Source organism: Enterobacter cloacae complex sp. 309I3, from assembly GCF_050031595.1.
Lineage (GTDB): Bacteria > Pseudomonadota > Gammaproteobacteria > Enterobacterales > Enterobacteriaceae > Enterobacter > Enterobacter cloacae.
In genome coordinates this window covers 904,570-917,738 of sequence record NZ_JBLGWI010000001.1, presented here as the reverse complement: position 1 = coordinate 917,738, position 13,169 = coordinate 904,570, and the positions used below count along the sequence as shown (strand labels likewise).

The following is a 13,169-nucleotide window of genomic DNA, read 5'->3' as shown; positions in this document are numbered from 1 at the left end:
GGAATAGTTGACATCAAAAAGCTATTAATGAGTGAACAAGGAAGGAGGAGGAAAAGAATAATTAGCGGTTAAGAACTTACACGAAAAGAATAATAAATCAAATTGATTATTTTAATAAAAATAACAGAATGAGATTTTTAATTAAAAATCAATTAAACAGGAACTCAGCCGTTCACCGCGTGACGACAGCAGCGGGCCGGGTAGACGAGAGAAATTCAGGATTGAGGAAACGCAGAAATGAAAAAGGCCCACGTTATAAATAACGTGGGCCTGAATAGTGGCGGAACGGACGGGACTCGAACCCGCGACCCCCTGCGTGACAGGCAGGTATTCTAACCGACTGAACTACCGCTCCGCTGTGTTCCCTTGGGAACGAGGCGCATATTACGGTTTGCCTCTGAACTCGTCAACGCTTTTTCTCACGTTTTGAATCGTTTGCTGCAAAAATCACCCGAACGGTGATTTTACAGGCATTCTGGCATGCCTTACGCACGCCACATACAGCTTCCGCCCTTCTTCTGGACCAGATCCAGACGAGATTCGTGGTTGAGAAGCTCTTCATCACTCGCTAAAACAACCCGCAAGCGGCTGGCCTGGCGAACAACACGCTGAATTCCCGCTTCGCCCTGCGTCTGCTGAGATTCATTCTCCATGCTGAACTTCATTGACGTTTGACCGCCGGTCATCGCCAGATAGACATCCGCCAGGATCTGGGCATCGAGCAATGCCCCGTGCAGCGTTCGCTTGGTGTTGTCTATTTCATAACGTGAACAGAGCGCATCGAGGCTGTTACGCTTGCCGGGGAACATCTTCCTGGCCAGCGCCAGGCTGTCAGTGACCTTGCAGAAGGTGTTCGTTTTGGGGATATCGCGCTGGAGCTTACTAAACTCGTAGTCCATAAAGCCGATATCGAACGAGGCGTTGTGAATGACGAGCTCTGCGCCTTTAATGTAGTCCAGAAATTCGTCCGCCACCTCCGCGAAGGTCGGTTTATCCAGCAAGAACTCATCGGCAATACCATGAACGCCGAACGCTTCGGGATCCACCAGCCGATCGGGTTTGAGATAGACGTGGAAGTTGTTCCCCGTCAGACGACGGTTCACCACTTCAACAGCACCGATCTCAATGATCTTGTGCCCTTCGTAGTGCGCGCCGATCTGGTTCATACCGGTGGTTTCGGTATCAAGAACAATCTGGCGAGTAATTGCAGTGCTCATAGCGGTCATTTATGTCAGACTTATCGTTTAACTGAACGTTTCAAATACAGGAAGTCTACCAGAGATGCGTAAACAGGTAGAAATTTTCACCGATGGATCTTGTCTCGGTAACCCAGGGCCTGGCGGCTATGGCGCGATTATGCGCTATCGTCAGCACGAAAAAACTTTTAGTGAAGGGTATTTCCTGACCACCAACAACCGCATGGAGTTGATGGCGGCCATCGTGGCGCTGGAAGCCTTAAAAGAACATTGTGACGTGGTGCTCAGTACCGACAGCCAGTACGTGCGCCAGGGGATCACCCAGTGGATCCACAACTGGAAAAAACGCGGCTGGAAGACGGCAGATAAGAAGCCCGTCAAGAATGTCGATCTCTGGAAACGGCTGGATGCGGCGCTGGGCCAGCATAATATTAAGTGGGAATGGGTAAAAGGCCATGCCGGCCACCCGGAAAACGAGCGCTGCGATGAACTGGCGCGAACGGCGGCCGCTAACCCGGCACATGAGGACGCGGGCTATCAGCCTGACTCCTGATTACGGTTTTCTGTACTGCCGCGTGGCCCCCACGGTCTGGCGGATCGGCGTTTTGGTTTTGCTCTGCTTCATCGGGTTAAGCGTCAGAGGAATGGTTCGCTTACGCGCAACGATAAACTGCATGCAGCCTAATGCGGGCAAATGGGTACTCAGCAAAACGCCCCCTTTTCTGGCCCAGGGCAGTACCTGAAATCCGCCGTAGCTGAGCACTTCAAAATTCAGCAGCGAAAGCCAGTCCAGCTGGCGCATCATGGTGAACATCCGGCTGTTATAAGGAGGAGTGCGGCGTAATACGGGCACCAGCTTGCGCAGCCCCATCAGGCTCAGCGGATTAAACCCGCTTATCACCAGCCAGCCGTCATCTATCAGCACGCGATCGGCTTCACGCAGCATGCGATGAGGATCGCTGCACCAGGGTATCGTATGCGCCAGCAGGCACGCATCAACCGACTTTTCCGCAAACGGCAGATGTAAAGGGTCTGCCTTCACCTGAACGGGCGATCCGCCGAGAGAGACATGGACCTGATGTGAGATAGCGCAGCTTTCGGTATTGATTTCCGCGCTGAGATTGCCAATCTTAAGCAGGTGAAAGCCATACATTTTCGCGAGCCAGGGCTTAAGCTGTAGTTCTAACGCCTCGCGATAGTATTCACCCCAGGGCAATTCCGCCCAACGTTCCGGTGCTGCGACAGTCTGAGGTATCCTTGCCGGTTTCATCAAAACACCCGCCACGCTATAAGAGGTAATGTATGAATCTTATCAGTATTCCTGCCTTTGAGGACAATTACATCTGGGTTTTAGTCGATGACGCGCGTCGATGCGTCATTGTCGACCCCGGAGAGGCCGCCCCGGTTCTGCAGGCAATAAAAGAGAATGGCTGGCAGCCTGAAGCCATCCTCCTGACCCACCATCACCACGATCATACCGGCGGTGTGCCTGAGCTGCGCGCCCGGTTCCCGCATCTGGTGGTTTACGGACCGGCAGAGGCACAAGATAAGGGAATCACGCAAGTAGTCGAAGAAGGCAAAAATATCCTCATACGTGAGTGGGAGTTTTCCGTATTTGCTACACCAGGTCACACTTTGGGACATCTGTGTTTCTACAGCAAACCTTATCTGTTTTGTGGCGATACGCTGTTTTCTGGCGGCTGTGGAAGACTGTTTGAAGGCACGCCAGCCCAGATGTACCAATCTTTACAAAAAATTAATGCCCTGCCTGACGATACTGTAATTTGTTGCGCGCATGAGTATACATTAGGAAATATGAAGTTTTCTGCCAGCATTTTACCTGAGGATCGTGCGATTCAGGATTACTATCAGAAAGTGAAGGAGTTACGTGCAAAAAACCAAAAAACACTACCCGTAATTCTGAAAAACGAGCGTAAAATTAATTTATTTCTTAGAACAGATGACATTGATTTAATTAATAAAATTAACCAAGAAACAAAATTGCAACAACCAGAACAGCGATTTGCATGGTTAAGGTCAAAGAAAGATAACTTCAGATAATTGCGGGTTGCCTTTTCAAAATTTCGCCGTTATCATCGCTCGTCTTTTAAGCAACTATTGACACACACATGAAGGCAAAAGCGATCTTACTCGCCTCTGTCCTGCTTGTTGGTTGCCAGTCGCAGAACGGCAGCAACGTACAACAGCACGCACAGAGCCTTTCTGCAGCTGGTCAAGGGGAAGCAGGGAAGTTTACAAGCTCAGCGCGTTGGTTGGACGATGGGACATCTTTCGCGCAGGATCAAAACTTGTGGACCTCTATTGGCGACGAGCTAAAGATGGGAATTCCGGAAAACAGCCGGATTCGCGAACAGAAACAGAAGTATTTAAGAAATAAGAGCTATCTCCACGATGTAACGTTACGGGCAGAGCCGTATATGTACTGGATAGCCGGGCAAGTTAAGAAACGTAACATGCCTATGGAGCTGGTACTCCTACCCATAGTGGAGAGCGCTTTTGACCCACACGCGACGTCTGGTGCCAATGCCGCAGGTATTTGGCAGATCATTCCGAGCACGGGGCGAAATTACGGTTTGAAACAGACCCGTAACTATGATGCGCGTCGCGATGTTGTCGCTTCCACGACAGCCGCTCTCGACATGATGCAACGTCTGAACAAGATGTTTGACGGCGACTGGTTGTTAACGGTTGCGGCGTATAATAGTGGCGAAGGTCGTGTACTGAAGGCAATGAAAGCGAATAAAGCACGGGGTAAATCCACCGATTTTTGGTCGCTCTCACTGCCACAGGAAACGAAGATTTACGTACCGAAGATGCTGGCATTGAGTGATATTCTCAAAAACAGCAAGCGTTACGGTGTACAACTGCCAACACCAGACGAAAGTCGTGCACTGGCGCGCGTTCGCCTCAGCAACCCGGTTGATATTCAACAGGTTGCCGATATGACGGGTATGTCGGTAAGTAAACTTAAAACCTTTAACGCGGGTGTTAAAGGCTCAACGCTGGGGGCGAGTGGCCCACAGTATGTGATGGTTCCGCAGAAACATGCTGAACAATTACGTGAGTCTTTAGCGTCTGGTGAAATTGCCGCCGTTCAGTCAACGCTGATTGCGGATGCATCATCAGTCAACAGCCGCAGCTATAAGGTTCGTAGCGGTGATACGCTTTCGGGCATTGCATCACGTCTTGGCGTGACAGCAAAAGATCTGCAGCAGTGGAATAACCTGCGCAGCTCAGGCCTGAGAGTGGGTCAGACACTGACGGTGGGTGCGGGTAGCAGCGCACAGCGTCTCGCCAATAACAGCGATAGCATTACCTATCGCGTGCGTAAAGGCGATTCACTGTCCAGTATCGCAAAACGACACGGCGTGAACATTAAGGATGTGATGCGCTGGAATAATGATACTGACAATCTGCAACCAGGCGACCAGCTGACACTGTTTGTAAAAAACAGCGCCACGCCAGACTCCTGATTACACGATACAGAGATAAAAAGGCACCGATTCCCCTCGGTGCTTTTTTTTTACTTCGCTTTTTGCGCTTCAACCATGATGGTATCGCTGGTAAACGAACCGTCATCCTGCAATTCAAAGTAGGCCTTCACCTCTGAGGAAGCACTGTCCTGATACAACCGGATGGCCTGGCTTAACGCGTCCGGGGTGCGCATACGGGCGATCCACGAACTAAATTCCAGCGGTAAGCGATCGGTTATCAGTGAACGTGAAATTAAACCGGCCTCAGTAATAAACGTTAACCACTCCCCACTGGAATAATCCTGCACGTGCGAGGTGTCACGCAGCGCTTCAACCGTCTGCAGCCAGATGTTCCGTACAGGGTGACCCGGAGACATAACGTCCATAATGATGACGGTTCCGCCCGGCTTCAGCACGCGTTTGACTTCCCGTAATGCCTGGCCGACATCATGCCAGTGGTGCGCGGAGTAACGGCTGATAACAACGTCAAACGACGCCTCTTCGAAAGGTAAGGATTCGGCATAGCCCTGGCGCGTATCGACATTGTTGAGCCCTTTGGCTTTTGCCGCCTCCGCCACTACCTCCAGCATCTGGCTGGATAAATCATACGCCGTAACCTGAGCCACATGCTGCGCTGCTGTAAAGCTGGCATGCCCTGCTCCGCAGCCTAAATCCAGCACCGTCGCCTGCGGAAACGCCGAGAGACGCTCGCCGAGACGCACCAGATCGCGGCCAGAAGCATGTACGGCGCTGGTCAGATAGGCGCTTGCCTGGGAACCAAACTGTTTTTCGACGTTGTCGTGATGAGAGTGTGTTGTTGTCATTGTACTGTCCTTGCGTTGGTTAAAGTAAAGGGCAGCACTCAACCGGCCTGCCCCACGGCAGACCTGACTCACCATATTAATCAGGTTTGCCGGGACTGAATTCCACTAGTAGCGGGTTGTGATCGGAGGCGCGAGTGACCAGAACAGAGGCATCATGCACGCTCAAACCACGATAGAAAACGAAATCGAGAGGACGACCGAACGCTTTCTTGCGCTGGTCATCACTAAAACGAACTTCACGCAGCGACATCTCCCGCGCAAAGCGATACAGCGCGTTCATGCGTGGACGGCTCCAGGCATTGAAATCCCCGGCCATAATAATAGGCCCACTGTGATGGGCTATCTGGTCACCAATAGGAAGTAACTGCTTACTATACACATCCACGCCCAGACTGAAGTTTACCGCATGGATGTTCACGACCATCAGCAGTCGCGTGTCAGGCAGTGGGTAGACCGTCACCAGCGCCGATTTTGCCAGTCGCAGGATAGGCTCGCGCTCGCGCAGCGGGCAGCAGTAAACCGGATGCGCGGCAGAAAGGGTCATCACGCCAGAGGGATGTTGCGGCAATACAAATGCGGGCACCTGGTCGGCGGCGAGATAGTTAGTGGTCGCAAACCTTACCAGCTCAGGCGTGGTTTGCGCCTCCTGCAGCAGAACCAGATGGGCATCTTTACCAAAGTTCTTGAGGACGGATAACCAATCCGCACGCTGCTGTTTAAAGATATTCCATACCAGCACCCGAATTTTTTCATCGCTGCTTAACGGTGTACCGGCAGGTAATGCCTGGCTGAGGCTCGCAAACGACCCGGGAGGCAAGATCCTCTCCGCGGGCATTCCGGCAACATAACGCATGGCATAGGTATTTTTTCGCACTTTTGGAAACAACCTCTGTAACATGAACCAGCCCGGAAAACGGACTGGTTCTAATGTTATAGGGATTTTAGGTCACACTTTCAACGCAATTACTGAGAAACCTCTTTCCAGTTTTGTAAGCAAGCACTTACTGAGGTTTAACCAAGCGCTACGCGAGAGGGTTTATCAAGGCGCCCGCTCAGACCAATCAGCAGGAAGGCAACGAGCACAATAACGGCACCAATCCACGGGGTTTGGGATAATCCAAAGTGCTCCACCGTCTGCCCGCCAACGATAGAACCGATCGCGATACCAATATTGAAGGCGGCAATGTTCAGACCAGAAGCCACGTCCACCGCATTTGGCGTATAGCGTTCGGCTTTTTGTACCACGTAGACCTGCAGGCCGGGTACATTACCAAAGGCAAAGATGCCCATGACCAGTACCGTTACCAGCGCGGCGTACTGAATCGATGCCGTGAACTGGAAGAGCATCAGTAGAATCACCAGTGCCGCGAAGATAAACTTAAGCGCTGGTACAGCACCATGCTTATCCGCGAGCTTACCTCCCCAGATGTTGCCAATCGCCACAGAGATACCGTACCCCAGTAAAATCCAGCTTACCGCTGCAGGAGAGAAGCCGGCCAGATCCTGCATCATTGGAGCGAGGAAGGTGAATGCCGTGAACACGCCGCCGTAGCCCAGCGCCGTAACGGCATAGATGAGCAGCAAACGAGGATGTGTGAGCACCTTAATCTGATCGCTCAGTCTTGCGCTTGTACGGCCGGGAATATTCGACGGTACCAGCAGCAGGCTGGCCACCAGTGCAAACACGCCCAGTAAAGAAACGGCGAGGAAGGTTTCACGCCAGCCGAAATGTTGCCCGATGAACGTCCCTAATGGTACGCCGGTGACCAGTGCGACGGTCAATCCGCCAAACATAATAGCAATGGCTGATGCGGCTTTCTCTTTGGGTACCAGGCTGGTTGCAATGGTGGAGCCAATCGAGAAGAACACCCCATGAGCAAGGCCAGTCAGCAGGCGGGCAATGACCAGCGTCGTGTAGTCCGGCGCCTGCCAGGCCAGTATATTGCCGGCCGTGAAGAGCACCATCAGCGCGACCAGCAGTTGCTTACGCGGGAATCGCCCGGTTAACGCCGTCAGGACGGGCGCGCCGACAGCGACACCGAAAGCATAGATGGAGACCAACAGCCCGGCTGAAGGTAATGAGATAGCAAGCTGGTTAGCGATGGTAGGAACCAGTCCTACGATAACAAATTCGGTCGTGCCAATTGCAAAAGCACTGATCGTCAGGGCAAGTAGCGCCAGTGGCATAAAATACTCCGTATCATCAGGATTAAGATGACAGGCAGTATGCGCCAGTGGTTAAATAACAAAAATGGTCAAAATCTCAATAGAATTTTGCAGGTGGTGCAACAATGAAAGCAACCTCGGAAGAGCTGACAATCTTTGTCGCCGTCGTCGAAAGTGGCAGTTTTAGCCGCGCGGCAGAGCAGTTAGGGCAGGCAAACTCTGCTGTAAGCCGCTCGGTGAAAAAGCTTGAGATGAAGCTTGGGGTGAGTCTTCTCAACCGCACGACGCGGCAGTTGAGCCTGACGGAAGAAGGTGAACGGTACTTCCGCCGGGTGCAGTCTGTCTTACAGGAGATGGCTGCAGCAGAGACCGAGATCATGGAAACGCGCAGCACACCGCGTGGGCTATTGCGTATTGATGCGGCCACACCGGTAATTCTGCACTTTCTGATGCCGCTGATTAAGCCTTTTCGTGAACGCTATCCGGAGATGACGCTCTCTTTGGTCTCCTCCGAGACCTTTATCAATCTTATCGAACGTAAAGTCGATGTGGCGATCCGGGCGGGAACCCTGACGGACTCAAGCCTGCGCGCGCGTCCTCTGTTTGCCAGCTACCGTAAAATCATCGCCTCACCACAATACATCGCTGAACACGGCAAACCTGAAACCGTTGAAGAGCTGAAGCAGCATCTGTGTCTGGGTTTCACCGAGCCGGTATCACTGAATACCTGGCCTGTCGCCTGCCCTGACGGTCAGTTGCATGAGATCACCTGCGGGTTGTCGTCCAACAGCGGGGAAACGCTGAAGCAGCTGTGTCTTGAAGGAAATGGGATCGCCTGTTTGTCTGATTACATGATTGATAAAGAAATTGCGCGCGGTGAGCTCGTGGAGTTAATGTCGGACAAGCGTCTGCCGGTAGAGATGCCCTTCAGTGCGGTTTACTACAGCGACAGAGCGGTGAGCACGCGTATCCGTGCCTTTATCGACTTTCTGAGCGAGCATATTAAAACAGCTCCCGAAGGAGCTGTGTGAGGGTTAAGCGTACAGAGGGCGGGTCAATATTAATCCCAGTCTGGCGCTAAACCTTCCGGGCTCACCAGGCGATCGTTGCACTCCAGGGCAGCGATCGCTTTTTTGTCTTCTTCATCCAGCTGGAGATCCACAGCTAACAGGTTGCTGGCCAGGTTTTCACGCTTCGTTGAAGATGGAATAACAGCATAACCTTCACCCATCGCCCAGGCCAGGATCACCTGTGCAGCCGTTGCGTTATGTTTATTTGCAATACGTGCAATGACCTCATCTTTCAGCGCTTTACCGTATGCCAGCGTCATGTAAGAAGTGATGTGAATCCCGTGCTGTTTGGCCCACGCCACCACGTTGCGGTTTTGCAGATAAGGGGAGAGCTCAATCTGGTTGGTCGCAATGTTCTCTGCGCCAACGGCAGCAATGGCTTTTTCCATCAACGGAATGGTGAAGTTCGAAATACCAATTTGACGGGTTAAGCCCTGCTCTTTCGCTTCCAGCAGCGCCTGCATGAATTCTTCTACAGAAACGGCATCATTCGGAGATGGCCAGTGGATCAGGGTCAGATCGACATAGTCAGTACGCAGCTTCTTCAGGCTCTCTTTCAGGCTTGGGATCAGCTTGTCTTTACTGAGGTTCTCGATCCAGATTTTGGTGGTGATAAACAGTTCGTTACGCGGTACACCGCTTTCTTCAATCGCCTGGCCAACCGCAGCTTCATTTTCATAAATCTGCGCGGTATCAATTGCGCGATAGCCAAGCTCAAGGGCGGTTTTGACCGATGCGATAACAACGTCGTCTTTCAGGCGGAAAGTGCCCAGGCCTAATGCAGGGATAGTCATGTCATTCCTCGTTATTCGTAATGTTCGTTAACTGAGGAAGATTATCGCTGCTGGCGTTATGCTGAAAAAGGTCGTAAAACGCAGAGGATTTTTGCTGATTTAGCAATAATTGGGAAGCAGATAAGAAAAAAGCCCTGAGCGTTAACTCAGGGCTTTTAATAAGTGGCGGAACGGACGGGACTCGAACCCGCGACCCCCTGCGTGACAGGCAGGTATTCTAACCGACTGAACTACCGCTCCACCGAAGACTGCTGTAACCACCGGATTGATGCACCGGTTTACTACTTAATTTGATGCCTGGCAGTTCCCTACTCTCACATGGGGAGACCCCACACTACCATCGGCGCTACGGCGTTTCACTTCTGAGTTCGGCATGGGGTCAGGTGGGACCACCGCGCTAAAGCCGCCAGGCAAATTCCTGTGCTCTGTCCTGTGTCTTTTGGGCTGATACTGCGTTGGCTGCTCTCGTAAAGTCAGTCACATACCTCAGTATGCTCCTTCCTTTCCTTCGCTTGCCGCCTTGTCTCAGCGCAAAATCCTTCGGACTCTGAATCAAAGCTGAAAATCTGTCTCTTCGCCAAAACATCTTCGGCGTTGTAAGGTTAAGCCTCACGGTTCATTAGTATCGGTTAGCTCAACGCATCGCTGCGCTTACACACCCGACCTATCAACGTCGTCGTCTTCAACGTTCCTTCAGGAGACTTTAAGTCTCAGGGAGAACTCATCTCGGGGCAAGTTTCGTGCTTAGATGCTTTCAGCACTTATCTCTTCCGCATTTAGCTACCGGGCAGTGCCATTGGCATGACAACCCGAACACCAGTGATGCGTCCACTCCGGTCCTCTCGTACTAGGAGCAGCCCCCCTCAATTCTCCAGCGCCCACGGCAGATAGGGACCGAACTGTCTCACGACGTTCTAAACCCAGCTCGCGTACCACTTTAAATGGCGAACAGCCATACCCTTGGGACCTACTTCAGCCCCAGGATGTGATGAGCCGACATCGAGGTGCCAAACACCGCCGTCGATATGAACTCTTGGGCGGTATCAGCCTGTTATCCCCGGAGTACCTTTTATCCGTTGAGCGATGGCCCTTCCATTCAGAACCACCGGATCACTATGACCTGCTTTCGCACCTGCTCGAGCCGTCACTCTCGCAGTCAAGCTAGCTTATGCCATTGCACTAACCTCCTGATGTCCGACCAGGATTAGCTAACCTTCGTGCTCCTCCGTTACTCTTTGGGAGGAGACCGCCCCAGTCAAACTACCCACCAGACACTGTCCGCAACCCGGATTACGGGTCTACGTTAGAACACCAGCCATTAAAGGGTGGTATTTCAAGGACGGCTCCACGCAGACTGGCGTCCACGCTTCAAAGCCTCCCACCTATCCTACACATCAAGGACCAGTGTTCAGTGTCAAGCTATAGTAAAGGTTCACGGGGTCTTTCCGTCTTGCCGCGGGTACACTGCATCTTCACAGCGAGTTCAATTTCACTGAGTCTCGGGTGGAGACAGCCTGGCCATCATTACGCCATTCGTGCAGGTCGGAACTTACCCGACAAGGAATTTCGCTACCTTAGGACCGTTATAGTTACGGCCGCCGTTTACCGGGGCTTCGATCAAGAGCTTCGCGTTACCGCTAACCCCATCAATTAACCTTCCGGCACCGGGCAGGCGTCACACCGTATACGTCCACTTTCGTGTTTGCACAGTGCTGTGTTTTTAATAAACAGTTGCAGCCAGCTGGTATCTTCGACTGATTTCAGCTCCACCCGCAGGGGCTTCACCTACATATCAGCGTGCCTTCTCCCGAAGTTACGGCACCATTTTGCCTAGTTCCTTCACCCGAGTTCTCTCAAGCGCCTTGGTATTCTCTACCTGACCACCTGTGTCGGTTTGGGGTACGATTTCGTGTTACCTGATGCTTAGAGGCTTTTCCTGGAAGCAGGGCATTTGTTACTTCAGCACCGTAGTGCCTCGTCATCACACCTCAGCGTTAAAAGGTACCGGATTTACCTGGAACCTCCGCCTACATGCTTAAACCGGGACAACCGTCGCCCGGCTAACATAGCCTTCTCCGTCCCCCCTTCGCAGTAACACCAAGTACAGGAATATTAACCTGTTTCCCATCGACTACGCCTTTCGGCCTCGCCTTAGGGGTCGACTCACCCTGCCCCGATTAACGTTGGACAGGAACCCTTGGTCTTCCGGCGAGCGGGCTTTTCACCCGCTTTATCGTTACTTATGTCAGCATTCGCACTTCTGATACCTCCAGCAACCCTCACAGGCCACCTTCAACGGCTTACAGAACGCTCCCCTACCCAACAACGCATAAGCGTCGCTGCCGCAGCTTCGGTGCATGGTTTAGCCCCGTTACATCTTCCGCGCAGGCCGACTCGACCAGTGAGCTATTACGCTTTCTTTAAATGATGGCTGCTTCTAAGCCAACATCCTGGCTGTCTGGGCCTTCCCACATCGTTTCCCACTTAACCATGACTTTGGGACCTTAGCTGGCGGTCTGGGTTGTTTCCCTCTTCACGACGGACGTTAGCACCCGCCGTGTGTCTCCCGTGATAACATTCTTCGGTATTCGTAGTTTGCATCGGGTTGGTAAGCCGGGATGGCCCCCTAGCCGAAACAGTGCTCTACCCCCGAAGATGAGTTCACGAGGCGCTACCTAAATAGCTTTCGGGGAGAACCAGCTATCTCCCGGTTTGATTGGCCTTTCACCCCCAGCCACAGGTCATCCGCTAATTTTTCAACATTAGTCGGTTCGGTCCTCCAGTTAGTGTTACCCAACCTTCAACCTGCCCATGGCTAGATCACCGGGTTTCGGGTCTATACCCTGCAACTTAACGCCCAGTTAAGACTCGGTTTCCCTTCGGCTCCCCTATACGGTTAACCTTGCTACAGAATATAAGTCGCTGACCCATTATACAAAAGGTACGCAGTCACACCCGAAGGTGCTCCCACTGCTTGTACGTACACGGTTTCAGGTTCTTTTTCACTCCCCTCGCCGGGGTTCTTTTCGCCTTTCCCTCACGGTACTGGTTCACTATCGGTCAGTCAGGAGTATTTAGCCTTGGAGGATGGTCCCCCCATATTCAGACAGGATACCACGTGTCCCGCCCTACTCTTCGAGTTCACAGCCTGTGCATTTTCGTGTACGGGACTTTCACCCTGTACCGTGCGACTTTCCAGACGCTTCCACTAACACACAAGCTGATTCAGACTCTGGGCTGCTCCCCGTTCGCTCGCCGCTACTGGGGGAATCTCGGTTGATTTCTTTTCCTCGGGGTACTTAGATGTTTCAGTTCCCCCGGTTCGCCTCGTTAACCTATGTATTCAGTTAACGATAGTGTGACGAATCACACTGGGTTTCCCCATTCGGACATCGCCGGGTCAAGGGTTCATATCACCTCGCCGGCGCTTTTCGCAGATTAGCACGTCCTTCATCGCCTCTGACTGCCAGGGCATCCACCGTGTACGCTTAGTCGCTTAACCTCACAACCCGAAGATGTTTCACTTCATGATTGCGAAAATTTGAGAGACTCGAACACACATAACATGTGTGTCGTTTCAATTTTCAGCTTGATCCAGATTTTTAAAGAGCAAAACTTCGCAGTG

At 52.2% G+C, this 13,169-nt stretch carries 10 protein-coding genes, 2 tRNA genes and 2 rRNA genes; 4 read left to right on the top strand and 10 right to left on the bottom strand.

Annotation, left to right across the window (positions count from 1 at the left end; genetic code table 11):
- Positions 1-278 precede the first annotated feature (278 nt).
- Positions 279-355 (bottom strand) — tRNA-Asp (locus tag ACQG22_RS04320).
- A gap of 130 nt (positions 356-485) precedes the next feature.
- Entirely contained in the window at positions 486-1,217 is a 732-nt protein-coding gene (gene dnaQ / locus ACQG22_RS04315) for a DNA polymerase III subunit epsilon (protein WP_013095690.1), read from the bottom strand.
- A gap of 64 nt (positions 1,218-1,281) precedes the next feature.
- On the opposite strand from dnaQ, the gene rnhA reads away from it, so the two are divergent.
- Positions 1,282-1,749 (top strand): ribonuclease HI, encoded by a 468-nt coding sequence (gene rnhA / locus ACQG22_RS04310; protein WP_100168786.1) that lies wholly within the window; start codon positions 1,282-1,284, stop codon positions 1,747-1,749.
- Here the strand turns inward: rnhA and ACQG22_RS04305 are convergent, their stop codons facing one another.
- Positions 1,750-2,466: a class I SAM-dependent methyltransferase gene (locus ACQG22_RS04305; protein ID WP_013095688.1), complete on the bottom strand. Its 717-nt coding sequence runs from the start codon at positions 2,464-2,466 to the stop codon at positions 1,750-1,752. It abuts the gene before it with no gap.
- Between the two features lie 32 nt (positions 2,467-2,498).
- Between ACQG22_RS04305 and gloB the strand changes: the two genes are divergently transcribed.
- Entirely contained in the window at positions 2,499-3,257 is a 759-nt protein-coding gene (gloB, locus tag ACQG22_RS04300; protein ID WP_029882852.1) for a hydroxyacylglutathione hydrolase, read from the top strand.
- Positions 3,258-3,325: 68 nt separating this feature from the next.
- Positions 3,326-4,690, top strand: a complete 1,365-nt coding sequence (gene mltD, locus ACQG22_RS04295) for a murein transglycosylase D (RefSeq protein WP_013095686.1) — start codon at positions 3,326-3,328, stop codon at positions 4,688-4,690.
- A 50-nt stretch (positions 4,691-4,740) separates the two neighbouring features.
- Here mltD and ACQG22_RS04290 read toward each other — a convergent pair whose 3' ends face one another.
- From ACQG22_RS04290 to ACQG22_RS04280, 3 genes are all read right to left on the bottom strand, one after another.
- Positions 4,741-5,514 (bottom strand): class I SAM-dependent methyltransferase, encoded by a 774-nt coding sequence (locus ACQG22_RS04290; protein ID WP_013095685.1) that lies wholly within the window; start codon positions 5,512-5,514, stop codon positions 4,741-4,743.
- A 76-nt stretch (positions 5,515-5,590) separates the two neighbouring features.
- Complete coding sequence (locus ACQG22_RS04285; RefSeq protein WP_038420885.1) at positions 5,591-6,388, bottom strand: endonuclease/exonuclease/phosphatase family protein; 798 nt, start codon at positions 6,386-6,388, stop codon at positions 5,591-5,593.
- A 137-nt stretch (positions 6,389-6,525) separates the two neighbouring features.
- The gene (locus ACQG22_RS04280; protein WP_369706916.1) at positions 6,526-7,701 is read right to left on the bottom strand and encodes an MFS transporter; all 1,176 of its coding nucleotides are present in this window, start codon (positions 7,699-7,701) and stop codon (positions 6,526-6,528) included.
- Between the two features lie 104 nt (positions 7,702-7,805).
- Here ACQG22_RS04280 and yafC point away from each other — a divergent pair, with 104 nt between their 5' ends.
- Entirely contained in the window at positions 7,806-8,711 is a 906-nt protein-coding gene (gene yafC, locus ACQG22_RS04275) for a DNA-binding transcriptional regulator YafC (protein ID WP_038418727.1), read from the top strand.
- Between the two features lie 29 nt (positions 8,712-8,740).
- Here yafC and dkgB read toward each other — a convergent pair whose 3' ends face one another.
- From dkgB to ACQG22_RS04255, 4 genes are all read right to left on the bottom strand, one after another.
- Positions 8,741-9,544, bottom strand: coding sequence for a 2,5-didehydrogluconate reductase DkgB (dkgB, locus tag ACQG22_RS04270; protein ID WP_020686296.1), 804 nt, complete (start codon positions 9,542-9,544; stop codon positions 8,741-8,743).
- A 163-nt stretch (positions 9,545-9,707) separates the two neighbouring features.
- Positions 9,708-9,784: transfer RNA gene (locus ACQG22_RS04265), tRNA-Asp, on the bottom strand.
- 55 nt (positions 9,785-9,839) lie between these two features.
- Positions 9,840-9,955 (bottom strand): 5S ribosomal RNA (rrf, locus tag ACQG22_RS04260).
- 187 nt (positions 9,956-10,142) lie between these two features.
- Positions 10,143-13,046 (bottom strand): 23S ribosomal RNA (locus ACQG22_RS04255).
- Between the last annotated feature and the right edge of the window lie 123 nt (positions 13,047-13,169).

Excerpts from the sequence above, each read along its gene's own strand:
- dnaQ (WP_013095690.1), bottom strand. The coding sequence starts at position 1,217 with ATGAGCACTGCAATTACTCGCCAGATTGTTCTTGATACCGAAACCACC.
- rnhA (WP_100168786.1), top strand. The coding sequence starts at position 1,282 with ATGCGTAAACAGGTAGAAATTTTCACCGATGGATCTTGTCTCGGTAAC.
- ACQG22_RS04305 (WP_013095688.1), bottom strand. The coding sequence starts at position 2,466 with ATGAAACCGGCAAGGATACCTCAGACTGTCGCAGCACCGGAACGTTGG.
- gloB (WP_029882852.1), top strand. The coding sequence starts at position 2,499 with ATGAATCTTATCAGTATTCCTGCCTTTGAGGACAATTACATCTGGGTT.
- mltD (WP_013095686.1), top strand. The coding sequence starts at position 3,326 with ATGAAGGCAAAAGCGATCTTACTCGCCTCTGTCCTGCTTGTTGGTTGC.
- ACQG22_RS04290 (WP_013095685.1), bottom strand. The coding sequence starts at position 5,514 with ATGACAACAACACACTCTCATCACGACAACGTCGAAAAACAGTTTGGT.
- ACQG22_RS04280 (WP_369706916.1), bottom strand. The coding sequence starts at position 7,701 with ATGCCACTGGCGCTACTTGCCCTGACGATCAGTGCTTTTGCAATTGGC.
- yafC (WP_038418727.1), top strand. The coding sequence starts at position 7,806 with ATGAAAGCAACCTCGGAAGAGCTGACAATCTTTGTCGCCGTCGTCGAA.
- dkgB (WP_020686296.1), bottom strand. The coding sequence starts at position 9,544 with ATGACTATCCCTGCATTAGGCCTGGGCACTTTCCGCCTGAAAGACGAC.